The sequence below is a fragment of the Anabaena azotica FACHB-119 genome (assembly GCF_014697625.1).
GTDB classification, from domain to species: Bacteria; Cyanobacteriota; Cyanobacteriia; order Cyanobacteriales; family Nostocaceae; genus Trichormus; species Trichormus azoticus_A.
The window spans coordinates 28062-47413 of record NZ_JACJSG010000032.1 but is presented as its reverse complement, the minus strand read 5'-3'; the positions used below and the strand labels follow the sequence as shown (position 1 = coordinate 47413).

Sequence of the window (19352 nt, the reverse complement as noted above, 5' to 3'; positions counted from 1 at the left end):
CCCCCACTCCCCACCATGATTTATCCCGTTATCTGGCAAAATAACTCTGTCCTCCTAATTGACCAAACCCGTTTACCCAATGAGTATGCGGTTGTAGAAATTCACCGTAGCGAAGATATGGCGCAGGCGATTAAAACTATGATTGTCCGGGGTGCGCCTGCTATTGGTGTGGCTGCGGCTTATGGGATGTATTTGGGCGCTAGGGAAATTGAGACAAGCCAACGTCATGAGTTTTTACAGCATTTAGAAAAAGTGGCTGAGTTATTGCGCTCAACTCGTCCAACAGCTGTAAACTTATTTTGGGCAATTAGTCGAATGTTGAAAACTGCCCATGAAAGTTTAGGAACCGTCGCCCAAATTAAAGAAAGTCTGTTGCAAACAGCCCAAGCTATTAATGCGGAAGATTTGCAAACCTGTCAGGCTATTGGTGATCATGGTTTGGCTGTCTTACCCAAAACACCACATAAACTTACATTACTCACTCATTGCAATGCAGGCGCTTTAGCCACAGCCGGCTATGGTACAGCCTTGGGGGTTGTACGTTCAGCTTGGCGCGAGGGGCGTTTAGAACGTTTGTTTGCTGATGAAACCCGTCCTCGTTTGCAAGGGGCAAAACTCACCACTTGGGAATGTGTGCAGGAAGGTATTCCTGTCACCTTAATTACTGATAATATGGCAGCCCATTGTATGAAACAGGGGTTAATTGATGCTGTAGTTGTTGGTGCTGATAGAATCGCCGCTAATGGTGATGCTGCTAATAAAATTGGCACTTATAGTTTAGCAATAGTTGCTAAAGCACACAATGTTCCTTTCTTTGTGGCTGCGCCTCTTTCTACTATTGATTTTGCATTATCTGATGGTAGTAAAATTCCTATTGAGGAACGCAATTCTGAAGAGATTTATCAAGTTGGTGATACTATTTTGACACCTGCTGGTGTGGAGTTTTACAACCCAGCTTTTGATGTGACACCAGCCAATTTAATCACAGCAATTATTACAGAGAATGGTGCATTTGCTCCTAGTAATTTAAGCAATGCCCAAATACAAGCAGTAGCTTTATAGGATTTGTACTTAATTGTTGAAATTGTAGGGTGGGCAGTGCAGCGCCATAACCATATACTGGCGTGGCAATAGATTTGGAGAAATTTGAACGCAGATGTACGCAGATGAACGCAGATAAATGCGGATGATCAAGACGTTACCTAATGTACTACTTTAGTCTTGATACGCTAATAAGGTAGTGGACTGTCTAGACTAAATTTGTGCATTAGCAAACTCTTGTGGGATGGGCATCTTGCCCGTCCAGTGCAGGCAAGATGCCTACACCACAAGAAAATTTTTTGCAACATTTTAGCCTTGCCACGCTAGTAGATTAGCATTGAGATTTTTGAATTTTTAATTCTAGCAGTCGTCTGATAGGTTAGGACATCATACAATTTTAAAACCTTTAGTTTCAAAAGTTTTCCGCCCTGTCACCTGTCCCCTGCTATACATGAAACTATATATTATTCGCCCTAAAACTTCTTCAGTGACTCGCTCTCTTTCGCTGATATCTAGAAAATTAACACCCCAAAGTCGGAGGGTGCAAGCGGTGGAAGTCAAAGCTTTTTGGCAGCAAGACCCAGTTTATCAAGAAATTGTCCACTGGATTAGCGATGCGAGAGAGGATGATATAATTCCCATTGCACAAGAAGAAACTGTGATTACAGGGACGGTTATTGTGAAAATGACCGAGGAAGAAGCAGCGAGGATGCGGGAAGAATTACCCAATGCTGATATCTCGGAAGACCGCAAAATTGAGCTAGTTCAACCTGTAGCCAGCGCTACTGATTTAAAAACAGAAATTTCTCAATCTGATTTATGGCATTTAGCAGCAATTAATTTAGATAATTGTCGTCAAAAAGGATATGAATATACAGGTAAAGATATCACTATTGCAGTTTTAGATACTGGGGTAGATGGCAACCACCCAGCGTTAAAGGGAAAAATAAGTAAAGCTTACACTTTTGATGCCGAAAATGATCAGGTATTGCCCATGAATCCTAGTAGTGATACACACAAACATGGCACTCATGTTGCTGGATTAATTTGTGGCGATAAAATTGGCATTGCTCCTAGCACTAATATTTTTAGTGGGGTAATAATTCCCGGTGGGACTGGCAATTTGTCTAATTTTATTTTGGCACTGTCTTGGGTAAGCCAACAAGCAGAAGTTAGCATTGTTAATATATCGGCTGGTATTATTGGCTATTTACCAGATATGGAAACAGAAATTGAAAGTTTGCTTTTATCTGGCATTTTACCAGTTTGTGCTGTGGGCAATGAAGGCAGAAATCGTACCCGCAGCCCTGGTAACTATCGGGATGTGGTTTCGGTTGGTAGTTCAACTATTGACAAGCGGATTTCTGGCTTTAGTGGTAGTGCTACATTAAATATAGGTTCGCATCAATATCAAGTGCCTAATTTAGTTGCCCCAGGGACAAATATTTATTCATCAATACCAGGAGAGAAATACGAAGCAATTAGCGGGACTTCAATGGCTACACCAATTGTTTCTGGAGTTGCTGCATTAATTTTAGAACAATATCCAAATATAGAGGTTTTAGATTTAAGAGAGGAATTATTTAATAGATGTGAAACTTTGCAAGCTCCATCAGACCGCCAAGGCTACGGCTTAATTCAAGTACAATTATGAAACTAGAACCCAAGCATCTAGAAAAAATTGACGAGTTGCTAGAACAAGAGCTAAAAGAGGCAAGAGGCGATGAAGAATTACTGGTAATTCTGCGGCTGGAAGGCAAAGATGTACAGTCCGAAAATAACTTCGTTCCTAATTTCAAACCCGCAGATTTTCCTAATCGCCAAGCTTATCGTCAAGCGTTGATTGAACTGCAAAAAAAGCGAGTAAAAAAGGCTGTTGGTGAGACGATTAAGGAGTTAGAAAGGTTGGGATTGACTATTACTGGCGGTGAGATGAGTGAAACAGTAATAGTCAGAGGAGAAGCGAGGCAAATTTTAAGCAGTTTGGAATTAGCAGCAGTCCGCCGTGCTACTTTAGATAGAGCGATCGCAATTAATGACGCTGGTAAATATTTAGCAACAATTCTGAGTCAAGTAATTGATACCTCAAGCCCACAAATTCAGCCAAAAATCCTCAAGTCTGCCTCTCAATATTACCAAAATTATTACAAGCGGTATGGCAGATTAAAGGTTTTGGGGATGAAACAGTCTGTACCCTTGGATTATATTTATACGGCTGTGCAAGTTCTCAGTCATTGGGAACTATCTAATTCAGTATCGATTCAGGATTTAGAAGAATCTTTGAAAACAGCTAAGAGCGGAATATTTAGCTCACAAAAAACTGAAACAAAAGAAGGTATAAAAGTTGCTAATACATTTCCATATTTAATGGTATTAGGTGCGCCTGGAGGCGGTAAATCTACATTTTTACGTAAGATAGGGTTAGAAGCATTTAAAGGAAAACAAGGTAAGTTTGAATATGAGTGCATTCCTGTCTTTCTCGAATTGAAAAGATTTAGATTTGATGAGATTAATATCGAACAATTAGTTGTTCAAGAATTTAACTGTTGTGATTTTGTTGACAGCCAAGTTTTAACTAAAAAGCTTTTAGAAGCAGGCAAATTATTAATTTTATTTGATGGCTTAGACGAAGTACCAACTAAAAACTTGAATGCAGCAGTGGCAAAAATTCAAGCTTTTGTGCATCAATATCAAAAAAATCGTTTTATTGTATCTTGCCGCACTGCTGCTTATAATCAAAAGTTTATAAAATTTGAAAACGTAGAAATTTCTGAGTTTACAGATAAGCAAATAAAACAGTTTATATATAATTGGTTTCAATCAGAAGAAGATATTCAAGCTGATACTGCTCGGCAATGTTGGGAGTTACTTCAAGAAAATGAGGCTGCCAAAGAATTAGCTAGAACTCCTTTATTGCTGACTTTTATATGCCTATATTATGATGAATATCAAAGTTTTACTAACAATCGCAGCGAATTATATAAAAAAGCTCTAGATATTCTTTTAGATAAATGGTTGGCTGAAAAAAGGGTAACACGCGACCCGATTTTTAAAGATTTTACTATTGCGATAGAAGAAAGCTTGCTGGCAGAAATAGCTTATCGAGGATTTCAACAAGACCGCTTATTTTTTACTAGAGATGAGCTAATCCAACAAATTGAAACTAATTTAAAGGCAAATGTTAATACCCCAGAAAATTTAGATAGCAAGGCAGTTTTAAAAGCCATCCAAGTAGAACAAGGAATTTTGGTAGAAAGGGTAAGAGATGCTTATGCTTTTTCGCATCTGACGCTGCAAGAGTATTTAACTGCTAAATATATTTGCGATTGGCAATTAATTGATGAGTTGGTGAGCCGTCATTTAATAGATACAAGCTGGAAAGAGGTATTTTTATTAATATCAGGTTTGCTGCGTCCAAATGCAGATAAGTTGTTGCTGCAAATGGAAAAAGAGGCACAGAAATATATTAATACGCCTAAGTTAAAAGCTTTATTAGAATGGGCAGAGCGAGAAACAAGCGGATCACCAGGAGATATGAAACCTGTTGGTAAAAGAGCGATCGCCAACGCCAACGCCATCGCCATTGCCAACGCCAACACCAAAGCCTACGCCTACGTCAACGCCATAGCTTACGCCATCGCCAACGCCAACCCCATCGCCTACGCCATCGCCATCGCCGTCGCCTACGCCTACGCCGTCGCCTACGCCGTCGCCAACGCCAACGCCAACACCAACACCTACGCCATCGCCATCACTAAAGCTATTAAAGCTATCCGCGAACTTGAAAAATTGCAAATCTTCAATAACTTAAATCTTACTAATTTAATAGGGCAACTGCAAGATTTAAAGATAGTAATTCCTGATGATAATCAATCGCAATCTGTAAAGCGCAAATTTGCCGACGAATTGCTACAAACCTTGCTAAATGGCTTTAATTTGAATTTAGAAATGGTGGGTTTATCTAAAGAAGAATTAAAAACTTGGAACAATTATTTCTATGCTAACTATTTAATCTTGCAGTGCAAACAAGCCGCAGTGCTAGTATCCCAGAAAACTTGGGCAGAAATAGAAGATAGAATGTTGCGGGTTATGGATAATTGAAAATATTCAGTAGGGTGGGCAGTGCAGCGCCAAAACCATGATACGGTGGGTTTAATTTGGAATTTTAAATTGTTATGAATTTTCCATACACTGGTGGTTGTCAATGTGGACAAATTCGCTATGAAATTCGTGCTGAACCGCTAACTCTGTATGTTTGCCATTGTACAGAATGTCAAAAACAATCCTCCAGTGCCTTTGGGATGTCGCTGACTGTTGCACGAGATGCTTTTGCGATTATTCAAGGACAACCAAAAGCCTGGAGTCGTAAAGCGGATAGCGGACGTGAAGTTAAAAATTGGTTTTGTGGCGACTGCGGAACACGATTATTTCATGAGCGGACTTATAGTCCAGATACTATTAATGTTAAACCAGGAACGTTAGATGACACATCTTGGTTACATCCAGTAGGTAATCTTTGGACAAGTAAGGCTCAACCTTGGGTGATAATTCCTGAGCAAATGCTTAATTATGATGGACAGCCAGAAGATGTGCATTTGTTATGGGAAAAATGGAGACAACAGCGTTTATAAGTTTCTAATTTTACTCTTGATGACTTTGTAAAATGTACCTATCATCACTCGTTAATTTTTTTGCCTTGTATTTGTAGATTCTGTTACTTTTATCGCCAACAAAAGAAATATAATTTATGTAATTAACTCCAATCTTGCACCTTATCAATAAATATGTGGTGGGCAATGCCCACCCTACGGAATCATCAGCTTTTCAGTTCGTCATTTTGTCAATAAGAGGCTGGCGCAAGATATAAGTTAAGGGACTTGCAGATACAAAAATATCTAAAATGTAGGGTGCGTCAGTAGGAGAAACCCCAGCTATACCAAGAAAGTATTCATACTGACACACTCTACTAAAAATTGTTATGTTATCGTACCAAATCTTACTTTATAAATCGTTGATTATGAAAGTTATGATAGATTCTCTTGAAAAAAACAAATAAAGTCACGTAAGTTGCAGAAAAGATGGAAAATTTTTGGCAAAATAAAATCTATCTGCATACCCAAACTGACTAACTCAGAAGTGAACTTTATTTGTAATACCCTACTTCTTAGTTATTTTGCATCTCACCCTCATAGGCTGCTATTGGCGATCGCCATTAAAAAAAGCTGTTGAGATAAGTATTTATCAGGTATTTGAAAATAGGGGCTAGGGACTAAAGAAGGGATATTTTTATCACTTCGTTTAACGTGAGTTCAATGAACCTCACCCTCCCAACCTCCCTCTCCTACGAGGAGAGGGAGGAGAAACGAAAAAATCACCGTCTTACTCCCCTCTCCTCGTAGGAGAGGGGTTGGGGGAGAGGTCAAAACAACGCTTGTCGAACTCACGTTAGCCTCTAACCTTTAACCTGAGTTCAATGAACCTCACCCTCCCAACCTCCCTCTCCTCGTAGGAGAGGGAGGAGAAATGAAAAAATCACCGTCTTACTCCCCTCTCCTCGAAGGAGAGGGGTTGGGGGTGAGGTCAAAACAACGCTTGTCGAACTCACGTTAGCCTCTAACCTTTAACCTGAGTTCAATGAACCTCACCCTCCCAACCTCCCTCTCCTACGAGGAGAGGGAGGAGAAACGAAAAAATCACCCTCTTACTCCCCTCTCCTCGAAGGAGAGGGGTTGGGGGTGAGGTCAAAACAACGCTTGTCGAACTCACGTTAACCTTTAACGCCTAACTTTTTAATCAGCAAAATTCAGATAAACGGACAAAAAACCATGTCAAGGGTGACGGAAGAACGTAGATCAAGAGAGCAGCAACTTGATCTAGAACAACCTAAGATTTGGTGGGGTCTTGCTGTAGCCCTACCAGTGGCGGTGGCTGCGGGGTTACTAGCTACAGCTAAATTTGAGCAAATCAAAAGGCTAGGCCCATCCGTACCGATTAAACCAGTAGTTACTAATGTTAGTGCTGTGGGTCGTTTGGAACCGCAAGGGGAAGTTATTAAACTTTCGGCTCCTGTGGGGGGATTACAATCAGCATCACGAGTTAAACAACTGTTTGTAAAAGAGGGGGAACGTGTGAGGAAGGGTCAAGTGATAGCTCTTTTAGATAATCACGATACCCAATTGGCTGCTGTGGAAGAGGCGAAAGCTAAAGTTTTGGAATCCCGCGCTAATTTAGCTCAGGTTCGGGTGGGTTCTCCCAGGGATATTCAAGCGCAAACAGCCGTCATTGCTCGTTTACAGGCGCAGTTGGTTGGTGAGCGGGAAGCTCAACAAGCAACGGTGTCTAGAATAGCGTCGCAACTCAGCGCGGAAAAGGTGGCTCAACAAGCGTTAGTTAACCGTTTAGAGGCTGAATTGAGCGGACAGCAATCGAGTTTGAGGGCTTCTCTCGACCGCATTAGAGCGCAACAGCGTAATGCACAAGTGGATGCGGGACGCTATGAATTTTTGTATAGCCAAGGGGCGATTTCTCAGCAAGAGCGAGATAATAGACGGTTGAATGCTGTGACGGCAAATCAGCAGGTAATTGAAAGCCAAGCCGCCTTGAGACAAACGCTAGCAACTCTCAGACAGCAAATTACTGAGGCGAGAGCTAATCAGGTGAAGACTTTAACGACTTTGCAACAGCAGCTGATCGAGGCGACAGCTACTCGCGACAAAACGATCGCCACCTTACAAAGACAAATTGAGGAAGAAAAAGCCAGACTCAAAAGATTGGTGGAAGTTAGTCCCACGGATGTGCAGGTGGCGCAAGCTCAAGTGAGTAATGCGATCGCCAACCTCAGAAAAGCCGAAGCCGAATTAAAATTAACCTACGTTCAAGCACCCACGGCTGGAGAAATCTTAAAAGTTTACAGCAAATCGGGCGAAGCTATCACCGCCGATGGTATTGCGGAAATGGGACAAACCGACCAAATGATGATTATCGCCGAAGTTCCTGAAGATAGTATTAGTCGAGTCAAAATAGGTCAATCTGTCACAGCTAGCAGCGATAACGGAGCCTTTAGCGGTGAAATCAGAGGAACCGTCACCGAAATTGGCAGAAAAATCGGTAAAAAGGATGTCTTAAATACAGACCCAGCAGCCGATGTTGATGCCAGAGTTGTGGAAGTCAAAATTAGTTTAACACCAGAAGATAGTCAAAAAGTCTCTGGTTTAACTTACGCCAAGGTATTAGTTGAAATTAATAACTAATCAATGCCAATTGATTAGCAAACAATCATACTCATGGGAATGAACCGTAAAAGAATACCTCTATCTTGGCTACAATTAACACGCGAAAAAACTCGCCTAGCCGTCGCCCTCGCCGGAATTGCCTTTGCTGATATTCTCATGTTTATGCAGATAGGTTTCCGCGATGCTCTTTACTTTAGTAATGTTCGCTTACATACCAGTTTGCAAGGCGATATTGTTTTAATTAATAAACAATCCAACGCTGTACTTGCTATGAAAGGCTTTTCACAAAGACGCTTGTATAAAGCCTTAGAATTACCCACAGTTCAATCTGTCCATCCTATATATTTGGATTACTCCGTTTGGAAAAATCCTTATACTGGTCTGACTCGCAGTATTTTAGTTTTTGGTATTAATCCAGAAACTAATATATTTAACTTGCCTGGAGTTCAAGAAAATTTAGATAAGCTCAGACTCCCTGATACTGTTTTATTTGACCGTTCTTCCCGACAAGAATATGGCCCCATTGCAGAAAATTTTGACAAAGGACAGGCTATTTCCGCAGAAGTAAGGCGCAGGCGAGTTAATGTTGTCGGGTTGTTTACCTTGGGCGCATCCTTTGGTGCTGATGGTAATTTAATCACTAGCGATGTGAATTTTTTGAGAATGTTTCCCATTCGTCGCCAAGGGTTAATTGATATTGGTTTGATTAGATTAAAACCAGGAGCAAATGCAGAAACTGTCGCTCAACAATTGCGGAGTTATTTACCTGAAGATGTTAATGTATTAACTAAGCAAGAATTTATTGATTTTGAACGTTATTATTGGGCAAGTAGTACAGCTATTGGTTTTATTTTCAGCTTGGGGACAATCATGGGCTTTATTGTTGGGACTGTGATTGTTTATCAAATTCTCTATACGGAAGTGGCTGACCATTTATCAGAATACGCTACTTTAAAAGCTATAGGATATACACAAAGATATCTATTAACTGTCATTTTGCAAGAAGCATTTTTATTAGCTTGTTTGGGTTATTTACCTGGATGGGTGTTAGCAATGTTACTCTATCGAACTGCTAGAGATGCTACATTATTACCAGTTTTTATGAGTTATGATCGCGCTATTACAGTGCTAGTCCTCACTATTATTATGTGTTTCGTTTCTGGTGCGATCGCTGTACGTAAGTTACGTTCTGCTGACCCAGCAGATATTTTCTAAGGGATAGGGGACAGGGTAAAAATCTATTCATTTACACCTTGACTTATTTGGCGACTGCTAGATTTATCATTGAGATTATTTGGAAAATGCAAGATGGTAATGGAACTAATTTTGAATTTTGAATTTTGAATTGTTATCGGCACTACAGTTCCGTCTCGGAACTATTCACTCCTAACAACATTAAATATTATGAGACAAGAAGCTGTAATTGCCATTAAAAATCTCAATCATTACTATGGCAAAGGCGCACTTAAAAGACAGATTTTATTTGATATAAATTTAGAAATTTACCCCGGAGAAATTGTGATTATGACGGGGCCATCAGGTTCAGGAAAAACTACATTACTGAGCTTAATTGGTGGTTTGCGTTCAGTTCAAGAGGGGAGTTTGCAATTTTTAGGTGTGGAGTTAGCAGGTGCTAGCCAGAATAAACTGGTGCAAATTCGCCGGAGTATCGGCTATATTTTCCAGGCTCACAACCTGCTAAATTTTTTAACTGCAAGACAAAATGTGCAGATGGCGGTGGAGTTGAACGAGCATATTTCTCAGAAAGATGCGATCGCCAAATCAGAAGCCATGTTGACAGCCGTGGGTTTAGAAAATCGTGTAGACTATTACCCAGACAATCTTTCCGGTGGACAAAAACAAAGAGTGGCGATCGCTCGCGCCCTAGTCAATAATCCGCCATTGGTACTAGCAGACGAACCAACCGCCGCATTAGATAAACAGTCAGGTCGCGATGTCGTGGAAATTATGCAGCGTCTCGCTAGAGACCAAGGTACAGCCATTTTGTTAGTAACCCACGACAACCGGATTTTAGATATAGCCGATCGCATCGTCGAAATGGAAGACGGTATACTAGCCCGTGATTCCCAAACGGCGATCGTCAGTTATGATTCTGGTGCGTGAAACGTAGTCAACAGTCAACAGTCAATAGTCAACAGTCAACAGTCAACAGTCCATAGTCAACAGTCAATAGTCAACAGTTCATAGTCAATAGTCAACAGTCAATAGTTCCCAACAATTACTGATTCCTAACTGGCTTCTGTGGTGCGGGGACATTTGCTTGTCTACTTGTACGGAAAGTTACATTCACGCCATCATTAGATTGCTCTAACACCAATAAAGGCGTTGGTTTAGCCTTTTGATCCCAGTGCATATGAGCAATGCGCCCTTGAATAGTGGGTTGCCATGTATCTTCGTCGTCCATTGGGCTAAGATAAGTCTCAATACAGTCAATAATCTGGCTAATGGTGGCAGAAGTTGCCTGGGTTGGTAGCTTCATTAAGCGCACTTGAATGCGGAACAATACTCTTTTGGCAGTATTTGGAGGAGTACCAGTTTCATACTCTACATCAAAAGTTTCATCAACTTGCCGCCCAGTAGTATTGGCAATACCTACACTACCTTGGTTCGCCTGATTGGGACGCAAAGCTTGAGATATTTTATCTTTAACTCTAATTTTTACTTGATTGAGTATGGCAAAATGAAACACTTCCTCTGACATCCGCATCCTGAGATAATCGAGGTTAAAGTCCCGCGAATTCACTAAGTCGGGATTAGTTTCCATTTTGCGAATTGTTTCTAGAGCAAGTTTGAATTTCTTCTCTAGTTCGCTAGCACGGAATTTTTCAAACTTTAGCTGTTTCTCCAGTTTCTTCATTTGCAGCTTACCATAAACCAGTAAAGCAATCACCGCTAGAAGTAATCCCCCAGAGGTGGCGAGTAAAACAGGCGAAATTTGAGTTTGGTTTTTGGCTTCTTGCTGGATGGTCTTTTTCGGCTTCGCCGATGGGGTTTGGGCAAGGATTATCGAGGTTGGCATAGTGAGGAAACAAAAAAATTTGACTATTTACTTTTAGGATTCCCAAATTTTGGCTTGTACATTGCTGTATTATTGGTATTTTTTACAGCTTTCTCCAACCGCATATGTACATAAATCCAAATGTTATTTCTGGGCATCCTCTAAATTTGCCAGACCTTTCTCAAGATGCCGTCCCTATTTGGGGCATTCGCTTCATTGCTACAGATATGGATGGTACTCTAACTAAGCAAGGGAAGTTTTCTGCTGCTGTCCTGCAAGCCATAGAAGCTTTAATGGCTGCTGGGATTAAAGTCCTAATTGTTACCGGGCGATCGGCTGGTTGGGTGAGTGGGCTGAGTAGTTTGATGCCAGTCGTCGGAGCCATAGCGGAGAATGGCGGTTTGTTCTATACTGCTGGTAGTGAGCAACCAGTATTATTAACATCCATCAGTGATATCACCCAGCATAGGCAAGACTTAGCTTTAGTTTTTCAGCAGTTGAAGTGGAAATTTCCCCAAATTGAGGAATCTGGTGATAACCGCTTTCGCATCACTGACTGGACGTTTGATGTAGCTAACTTAACTCCAGATGAATTAAAGATTATGGGTGATATCTGCCACGATATGGGATGGGGATTTACTTACAGTAATGTCCAATGTCATATCAAACCACAAGGGCACTCAAAAGCGATCGCCACCTTAAAAGTATTGCAAGAATATTTCCCTAACTATTCTCCAAATCAAGTTGTCACTGTGGGAGATAGCCCTAATGATGAAAGTTTATTTGATCAGCGTTATTTCCCGATTTCTGTCGGTGTGGCGAATGTAATGAAATATATAAATCAGTTGCAATATCAACCTAGATATGTAACAACTGCGGCTGAGGGAGAAGGATTTTGTGAGTTGTCTAGTTATATTTTGAGGGGAGTGGGGAGTAGGGAAAGTCCAAAGTCATAGTTAACAATTCAAAATTCACGCATTCGCGCATTAAAGACATTTTGCCTACGGCACGCTACGCGAACAGTCGGGGATTTAAACCCCGACACAATTTCTATACCTTAGAGAGATGTTTATTTATTTCCTATAAAGGAAAATATAATAATTGGGTGTAATTTAAAACAACTTACCAGCAACTGACAACTGACACACAAAAAAGATAATGCAAGACTCAGCATTTACCATCTTTATTATTTTCGGCTGCATCTGGATACTAATAGGAGCAGTTGGTGTAATTGCTCTCATAAAGTCTGAAAGTAAAGAATTTCGCTTTGATACGTGGGGATTAATAGTAGTAATTCCCATTGTTGCACCGATAGTAATCGTCTTGTTATATCAGGTGCTAAGACCTTTATTTTGATGAAACTCTGCCTACATAAAATCGCTGATTAACTCCCTTGTCTAGCCGCACGACGAGCCAAATACATAATAGCTGGACGACCAACAGCAGTTAAAGAGAAATTTAATCCCAAACGGAAGATTTCAGGCATATAATAATCATCTTTTTCTCGTATGATTACACCATTTTCTTCCAATATTTTCATTTCTTCTATAGATAATCGAAGTTGCTCTCTGGTAAAAGGAATTTTTCGCTCTTCTTCATAAAGATCGCGTAATTTAGTAAACACATCTTTCAGTGCAGTATTTTCTAGCTCAATTTCTTTAATTTTTTCTATACTACACTCACGTAAAGCACCTTTAATGCCTGGGGGAACAAGAATCCGGTCTTGCCATTTTGTATCGTCTACGGACGCTTTTGCAGCTAAATGAAGAAGACGCACTAAATCCCGTGACTGAATTTGTCCTCTAAAGTCTGAGAGCGCAGCTAATACGAATCTAGCTGAAGCAGCCTCTTTTGAGGTATCAGAACCGAGTTTTTTACCCCATAAAGGTATTAAAACCTGTGTCAGTTCTTCTTCCTTCATATCGTGAAGTTTTTCAATATCAGTTTCAAGAGCAATTTTGGACTGCATCGTTATCCAAGCTACTAGTCTTAAGGCTTCTTCTCTATTCCATTTCAAAGCATAAGGCTCATAACGTGCAATCATTTGGGCTGCGTTTTGACGTACAGCAGCTAGTACCATATCACGTCTAACAAAAATGAGAATACCCAGAGGACGACCAGGTAACAGCCCTAGCCATTCAGGAACTTCTTGGAGTAAAGCCCTTAATGCTGTCTTTTGATTCTCCTCATTAGTGAAATTTTGAAAAAGGTCTTCCAAACCATCGATAATCACAAGTAATCGTTGTTGTGTATAAAACAAATGGTCAGCTAATGCTCGACCTGCTCCTTCCTCTTCAGGTTTAAATCCAACACTCCAAGCAATTACATCTAACCAACGTTCTCGCCACTGACCTTCATGGAGGTTGAGGTGATAGCTATTTCTAATATAATCACGAATTTTATCAATTTCTAAAGGCTTATTAAAGCCTAAAGCTTTTGATGTCTTTTGCAGAACTTGTCTCGCTAGTTCCAAAATAGGCTGAGAGTTGAGCGGTGCTAAAACAGGACAAATCAAGGCGCTTATGTGGACTGGAGTGGCACAGGCATCTTGAGCAAAACTTTCCCAGTTTTCTCGGCGAATTATTTGTAAGAAAGTGTAAGTTTTTCCTGAACCTTTAGCGCCAACTACAACTGTAATAGGAACTTGATGTCTATTGTCTAAGGCTAAATGACGTAAAGGAATAGTAGATAAAAAATCGTTACTTTCTGCTGTTTCTGCAACTATTTGTTTTTTCGTAAAGTCTTTGAGAGTTTCTCTGGAATTTTTTAAAGTGACAGAACTACTTTCGGCATTTTTACTACTTCTTTTAGGTAGTAAGTCTACTAATGGACGTACAGAGTCTATAATCCCGGAACGCTTCAGCTTAGTAATTACTTCTTCCCAATTTGAAGGTAAGACTCGTAAATTATCGTCAAATCTTGTTCTTAGGTCTAAGTCCTCTCCGAGAGACAGTTTTGCATATTCCAGAAGCTTTATTTCTTTGTTTTCTAATGAAAATGAATCAGGTTCTTTTATTAATTCATCAGGAACTTGACTAATAATTATTGTCGGTAACGGCTCTGTGCTTTGTGAAGAAGGAGCTTTTTCTGCTATCAGTTCTAGAAGTCTAGCTGTACCTGAAATCGACTGTCCACTCAAAGTAGTGACAAAAACACGATAGACTCGTGGATCTAAAATCAAACCTGTAGATAATTCAGAAAGTCCGGCGCGTAAGTCAACTAAAACGACATCTACATTTAAAACTCTTCCTAAATCTGCCAATATTTGTGTAAGGATAAATGGATTTTTTGCACCTTGTATTAGATGTTCTGGTCTAATTTCTAAAGAAGAAAATATCTTAATTGAACGAAATGCTGGTAAGATATAAATATTATCAATAAAAGCACTCTGAAGCCGATTTGCAACTAATTGAATTGAATCTGTTGCTTCTGGATCTGGATCACCATGAACTAAAGCTATTAAATCAGCAAAAGCTACAGGAGGAGAAGGTAGCCTTTGCTCCAAAAGCCAACTTATACCAGGTGCTTCCATATCTCCATCTACTAGCAATACGCTATAACCCTCTTCTGTGAGAGCCTGGGCAAAAGCCAAGGCATTAGTTGTTCGCCCAACCCCTCCCTTAAAAGAATGAAATGCTACTATTGATGGAAAATCCTCGGTAAAACTTGGAGGCAGTTCGCCATTTTCATGATTTGAAACAATAACTCTTGGTCTTGCCAAACTTGGAACTCGTCTAGAGACAAAACGTCCTTCTTCTGTTTCTTCTAAAATTACTGGTAGAAGTTGTTGTTTATTAGGTAAGCTTTCTAAAATAATTAGTCCGTCTACTCTTTCATCTTCTGTAGATTTTTGAAATCGAGGATCATAAACTTGTTGCAACCACTCTTTTGCTTCTGCTTGAGTACCGGGGCGAATGCCAATTGTTAAACTATCCCAGTAGGCTTGTACCCAAACTAACCAGTGTGGCAGATTATTTTCTTCTTGAAGGCGAAGTATAACTTCTTCGGCATCAAGCCAAGTATAAAGGCGTATATCTGAAGGTATCATTATAGTGCCTCCTTAATCCAATTGCAGATACTATTTAACCATTCAACTAAAAGTTTTTCATCGTCAATATCCATTTCAACGCCATATCGCCAGGCTTGATGAGCTTTTCCTACATCCCAACTTGATTGATCTCTTGCAAGTCGAAAATAAGGAATTTTAGAGAAATCAGGATACTTACCTACTATTGTAGCTGGTAGTCCTAATTCTTTAAACCAAGTACGAAAGTTATGTCCATCCTTTGTGATTAGCGTTTTATCTTGAATTTTATCAGTTCCCGTTAGCTGATTTCTTTTTAACCAAATACTTTTGAAACCACATTCTACAGCATAAAATGTGAGCAAATAACAAGATATACTTTTATTTTTTTCAACAGTAACTATGCCCCGATGAGCATAAAAAGCTTTTTTAAGATCACGAGTACTAGCATGAATTAAGTTTGTATCGGAAGTTCCCTTTTGATATTTTAATTTTCTCACCTCTTCGTTAACTTTGTATAAAAATCGACTAACGTCATCAGGCTTATTATTCAGCAAATCCTCAATACTATTTACTAATTTTTCAATTGCCTTTAGTGTTGTTTGGTCTAGATTCAGATCAGAAAGGTTTATTTCAGGCAAGTCAGACATATTTTTCCATCTGTTTAAGGTGAAGAGTAGCGTATTAGCAAAATCGTATAAATATAAAACAATTTTTTAATAACTTTATTTCTAAAAATAAAAGTATAAATACTGTACAGTAGTTTCGGAAATAGTTAAGTTAATAATTGTGTTAACTTTTCATAGCATCTGGAAAACGCTATTTTAAGCTTTTCTCAAACCCTGATTTTTACATTAAACATTTTTAAACTTCAAGCTATTGAGAATTTGTTCCAGACTTTTCCTCCTCTGATTGAGTCTGTGGTGAGATGTGCGATACCATGCTCCCGCAGTAGGATGATGAGTTGGGATGCAGGCTAGCAGACGTGGGAGGATGTCTGTAGGATAGATATTGGGCAATCCCTACCTACAACAGTACGATTGTTCTACTATTACGATAGTAAAAGTAGTATTATTAAAAACTGTTTCGCGCTGCCTCACTCTATCATCTTCGTCGATATGTCAGATAACAAGCTAGCTGCATCCTTAAATGGACATCTTCCCTACAATCATCACAACAGCCAGAATACCATTAGGATTCGGGGTGCGAGACAGCATAATCTGAAGAATATTGACTTGGAATTGCCACGCGATCGCCTGATCGTGTTTACTGGTGTATCAGGTTCGGGTAAGTCTTCCTTGGCGTTTGATACGATTTTCGCTGAAGGTCAACGGCGTTATGTGGAGTCTCTCAGCGCCTACGCCAGACAATTTTTAGGACAATTAGATAAACCTGATGTGGAAGCCATCGAAGGTTTAAGTCCAGCAATTTCCATTGACCAAAAATCTACATCTCATAACCCCCGTTCCACTGTGGGGACGGTGACGGAAATTTACGACTACCTGCGACTATTGTTTGGTCGGGCTGGTGAACCCCATTGTCCCATATGCGATCGCTGTATTGCACCCCAAACTATCGATGAGATGGTTGATAGAATTATGGAATTACCAGACCGGACAAAGTTCCAAATTCTCGCGCCTGTGGTGCGGGGGAAGAAAGGAACTCACCGCAAGACCTTATCTAGTTTGGCTTCCCAAGGTTTTGTCCGGGTGCGGGTTAATGGCGAAGTCCGGGAACTCTCCGACTCGATTGAGTTGGATAAAAATATTACCCATACTATCGAAGTTGTTATTGACCGTTTGGTGAAAAAAGACGGTCTACAAGAACGTTTGGTTGATTCCCTATCTACGTGCTTAAAACAGTCTGGTGGTATTGCTAACATCCTAATTAGTCCACCCTCGGACGACGCAGAAACGAAAGAGGATGAATTAGTCTTTTCGGAAAACTTCGCCTGTCCTGAACATGGTGCGGTCATGGAAGAGTTATCACCGCGCTTGTTTTCCTTCAATTCTCCCTACGGCGCTTGTCCCAACTGTCACGGACTAGGGACTTTACGCAGATTTTCGCCAGAGTTGGTAGTACCTGACCCTGATGCACCAGTATATGCGGCGATCGCACCTTGGTCAGAAAAGGAAAATTCCTATTACTTGGAACTACTATATAGTTTAGGACAAACTCATAATTTTGAGTTACAAGTCCAGTGGCATAAGCTGACACCAGAACAACAGCAAATTATTTTGTATGGGGAGAAAGCAGAAGGTAAAGATAACCAAAAGACACCAAGTTTTAAAGGTGTACTGCCAATTTTACAACGCCAATATGAGGGCGGTACGGAATTAGTTAAGCAGAAATTAGAACAGTATTTAATTGACCAACCTTGTGAAGTATGTCAGGGTAAACGGTTAAAACCAGAAGCTTTAGCGGTGAGGTTAGGACAATATAATATATTAGATTTAACTGGGGTATCGATTAGGGATTGCCGGGAGAGAGTAGACAAGTTAAAATTGAGCGATCGCCAGATGAAAATTGCTGATTTAGTTTTGCGAGAAGTGAAAGCTAGATTGCAATTTTTATTAGATGTCGGCTTAGATTATCTTACTCTAGACCGTGCAGCCATGACCCTTTCTGGTGGGGAAGCCCAACGTATTCGCCTCGCCACACAAATTGGTTCCGGCTTAACAGGAGTTCTTTATGTTTTAGACGAACCAAGCATTGGTTTACATCAAAGAGATAACGGCAGACTGCTGAAAACTTTAATTAAATTACGCGATTTAGGTAATACCTTAATTGTAGTCGAACACGATGAAGAAACCATCCGTGCCGCCGACCATTTAGTTGATATCGGCCCCGGTGCAGGTATCCACGGCGGTCATATTATTGCCCAAGGTGATTTAGAGGATTTATTAACAGCAGAAAAATCTCTTACTGGTGCATATTTATCAGGACGTAACGTGATTCATACACCAGCAGAACGTAGAGAAGGTAACGGTCGTAGCCTGATAATTAAAAATGCCCATCGGAATAATTTAAGAAATATCGATGTCGAAATTCCTTTAGGTAAACTTGTAGCCGTAACTGGTGTTTCTGGTTCCGGTAAATCTACATTAATTAACGAATTACTTTACCCATCACTGCAACATCATCTCACTAAAAAAGTTCCTTTACCCAAAGAGTTAGAGAAAATTCAAGGCTTAAACGCAGTTGATAAAGCCATTGTCATCGACCAGTCACCCATCGGACGCACACCACGTTCTAACCCTGCAACATACACAGGTGTTTTTGATGTTATTCGTGATGTCTTCTCGCAAACAATAGAAGCCAAAGCCAGAGGTTATAAACCCGGACAATTTTCTTTCAACGTTAAAGGTGGACGTTGTGAAGGTTGTAGCGGACAGGGTGTCAATGTGATTGAAATGAATTTTCTACCTGATGTTTACGTGCAGTGTGAAGTTTGTAAAGGTGCAAGGTACAACCGCGAAACTTTGCAGGTGAAATATAAGGATAAATCTATTTCTGACGTTCTCAACATGACCGTTGAAGAGAGTTTAGATTTCTTCCAAAACATCCCCAAAGCTGTGACAAGGTTGCAAACTTTAGTTGATGTCGGCTTGGGTTATGTGCAGCTTGGACAACCCGCTACTACCTTATCTGGTGGTGAAGCGCAACGGGTAAAATTAGCCACAGAATTATCTCGCCGCGCTACAGGTAAGACATTATATTTAATCGATGAACCTACAACAGGTTTATCTTTTTATGATGTCCATAAATTATTAGATGTATTGCAAAGATTGGTAGATAAAGGTAACTCAATTTTAGTCATTGAACACAACCTAGATGTAATTCGTTGTGCTGACTGGGTGATAGATTTAGGGCCAGAAGGAGGCGATAAGGGGGGAGAAATTATTGCAGTTGGAACACCAGAGGAAGTTGCTAAAAATTCCCGTTCTTATACTGGGCAATATTTGCAGCAGGTGTTAAAACAATATCCGGCACAAGCCACTATGATACAAAATAGATAGAAAAACAGATGGCTTAT

Annotated in this window: 13 protein-coding genes; 10 read left to right on the top strand and 3 right to left on the bottom strand. The window is 40.2% G+C overall.

Going from position 1 to position 19352, the window contains the following annotated elements:
• Positions 1-15 precede the first annotated feature (15 nt).
• The 7 genes from mtnA (at position 16) to H6G83_RS21850 (ending at position 10397) form a co-directional block, all read left to right on the top strand.
• Positions 16-1062: an S-methyl-5-thioribose-1-phosphate isomerase gene (gene mtnA / locus H6G83_RS21880; RefSeq protein ID WP_190476084.1), complete on the top strand. Its 1047-nt coding sequence runs from the start codon at positions 16-18 to the stop codon at positions 1060-1062.
• 430 nt (positions 1063-1492) lie between these two features.
• Positions 1493-2695, top strand: a complete 1203-nt coding sequence (locus H6G83_RS21875; protein ID WP_206758999.1) for a S8 family peptidase — start codon at positions 1493-1495, stop codon at positions 2693-2695.
• Positions 2692-5142 (top strand): NACHT domain-containing protein, encoded by a 2451-nt coding sequence (locus H6G83_RS36020; protein ID WP_190476082.1) that lies wholly within the window; start codon positions 2692-2694, stop codon positions 5140-5142. The genes H6G83_RS21875 and H6G83_RS36020 overlap by 4 nt, the downstream gene beginning before the upstream one ends.
• 74 nt (positions 5143-5216) lie before the next feature.
• Positions 5217-5672, top strand: coding sequence for a GFA family protein (locus H6G83_RS21865; protein ID WP_190476081.1), 456 nt, complete (start codon positions 5217-5219; stop codon positions 5670-5672).
• Positions 5673-6866: 1194 nt separating this feature from the next.
• Complete coding sequence (locus H6G83_RS21860) at positions 6867-8291, top strand: HlyD family efflux transporter periplasmic adaptor subunit (protein WP_190476080.1); 1425 nt, start codon at positions 6867-6869, stop codon at positions 8289-8291.
• 39 nt (positions 8292-8330) lie between these two features.
• Positions 8331-9488 carry an ABC transporter permease DevC gene (gene devC / locus H6G83_RS21855; protein WP_190476079.1) on the top strand — a complete coding sequence of 386 codons (1158 nt, stop codon included), beginning with the start codon at positions 8331-8333 and terminating at the stop codon, positions 9486-9488.
• A gap of 189 nt (positions 9489-9677) precedes the next feature.
• Positions 9678-10397 carry a DevA family ABC transporter ATP-binding protein gene (locus tag H6G83_RS21850; RefSeq protein ID WP_190476078.1) on the top strand — a complete coding sequence of 240 codons (720 nt, stop codon included), beginning with the start codon at positions 9678-9680 and terminating at the stop codon, positions 10395-10397.
• Positions 10398-10512: 115 nt separating this feature from the next.
• On the opposite strand, the gene H6G83_RS21845 is transcribed toward H6G83_RS21850, so the two are convergent.
• Positions 10513-11313, bottom strand: coding sequence for a hypothetical protein (locus tag H6G83_RS21845; protein WP_190476077.1), 801 nt, complete (start codon positions 11311-11313; stop codon positions 10513-10515).
• A 104-nt stretch (positions 11314-11417) separates the two neighbouring features.
• Between H6G83_RS21845 and H6G83_RS21840 the strand changes: the two genes are divergently transcribed.
• Positions 11418-12248, top strand: a complete 831-nt coding sequence (locus tag H6G83_RS21840; protein ID WP_190476076.1) for an HAD family hydrolase — start codon at positions 11418-11420, stop codon at positions 12246-12248.
• 202 nt (positions 12249-12450) lie between these two features.
• Positions 12451-12648, top strand: a complete 198-nt coding sequence (locus H6G83_RS21835; RefSeq protein WP_190476075.1) for a hypothetical protein — start codon at positions 12451-12453, stop codon at positions 12646-12648.
• 28 nt (positions 12649-12676) lie between these two features.
• On the opposite strand, the gene H6G83_RS21830 is transcribed toward H6G83_RS21835, so the two are convergent.
• Positions 12677-15340, bottom strand: coding sequence for a KGGVGR-motif variant AAA ATPase (locus tag H6G83_RS21830; protein WP_190476074.1), 2664 nt, complete (start codon positions 15338-15340; stop codon positions 12677-12679).
• On the bottom strand, positions 15340-15966 hold the full coding sequence (locus tag H6G83_RS21825) for a hypothetical protein (RefSeq protein WP_190476073.1): 627 nt from the start codon (positions 15964-15966) through the stop codon (positions 15340-15342). The genes H6G83_RS21830 and H6G83_RS21825 overlap by 1 nt, the downstream gene beginning before the upstream one ends.
• A gap of 468 nt (positions 15967-16434) precedes the next feature.
• On the opposite strand from H6G83_RS21825, the gene uvrA reads away from it, so the two are divergent.
• A complete protein-coding gene (uvrA, locus tag H6G83_RS21820) occupies positions 16435-19335 on the top strand; it encodes an excinuclease ABC subunit UvrA (RefSeq protein WP_190476072.1) in 2901 nt (966 codons plus the stop codon).
• Positions 19336-19352 lie beyond the last annotated feature (17 nt).

What these genes read in the sequence shown, in the direction of transcription:
- mtnA (WP_190476084.1), top strand. Translation starts at nt 16, where the DNA reads ATGATTTATCCCGTTATCTGGCAAAATAACTCTGTCCTCCTAATTGAC.
- H6G83_RS21875 (WP_206758999.1), top strand. Translation starts at nt 1,493, where the DNA reads ATGAAACTATATATTATTCGCCCTAAAACTTCTTCAGTGACTCGCTCT.
- H6G83_RS36020 (WP_190476082.1), top strand. Translation starts at nt 2,692, where the DNA reads ATGAAACTAGAACCCAAGCATCTAGAAAAAATTGACGAGTTGCTAGAA.
- H6G83_RS21865 (WP_190476081.1), top strand. Translation starts at nt 5,217, where the DNA reads ATGAATTTTCCATACACTGGTGGTTGTCAATGTGGACAAATTCGCTAT.
- H6G83_RS21860 (WP_190476080.1), top strand. Translation starts at nt 6,867, where the DNA reads ATGTCAAGGGTGACGGAAGAACGTAGATCAAGAGAGCAGCAACTTGAT.
- devC (WP_190476079.1), top strand. Translation starts at nt 8,331, where the DNA reads ATGAACCGTAAAAGAATACCTCTATCTTGGCTACAATTAACACGCGAA.
- H6G83_RS21850 (WP_190476078.1), top strand. Translation starts at nt 9,678, where the DNA reads ATGAGACAAGAAGCTGTAATTGCCATTAAAAATCTCAATCATTACTAT.
- H6G83_RS21845 (WP_190476077.1), bottom strand. Translation starts at nt 11,313, where the DNA reads ATGCCAACCTCGATAATCCTTGCCCAAACCCCATCGGCGAAGCCGAAA.
- H6G83_RS21840 (WP_190476076.1), top strand. Translation starts at nt 11,418, where the DNA reads ATGTACATAAATCCAAATGTTATTTCTGGGCATCCTCTAAATTTGCCA.
- H6G83_RS21835 (WP_190476075.1), top strand. Translation starts at nt 12,451, where the DNA reads ATGCAAGACTCAGCATTTACCATCTTTATTATTTTCGGCTGCATCTGG.
- H6G83_RS21830 (WP_190476074.1), bottom strand. Translation starts at nt 15,340, where the DNA reads ATGATACCTTCAGATATACGCCTTTATACTTGGCTTGATGCCGAAGAA.
- H6G83_RS21825 (WP_190476073.1), bottom strand. Translation starts at nt 15,966, where the DNA reads ATGTCTGACTTGCCTGAAATAAACCTTTCTGATCTGAATCTAGACCAA.
- uvrA (WP_190476072.1), top strand. Translation starts at nt 16,435, where the DNA reads ATGTCAGATAACAAGCTAGCTGCATCCTTAAATGGACATCTTCCCTAC.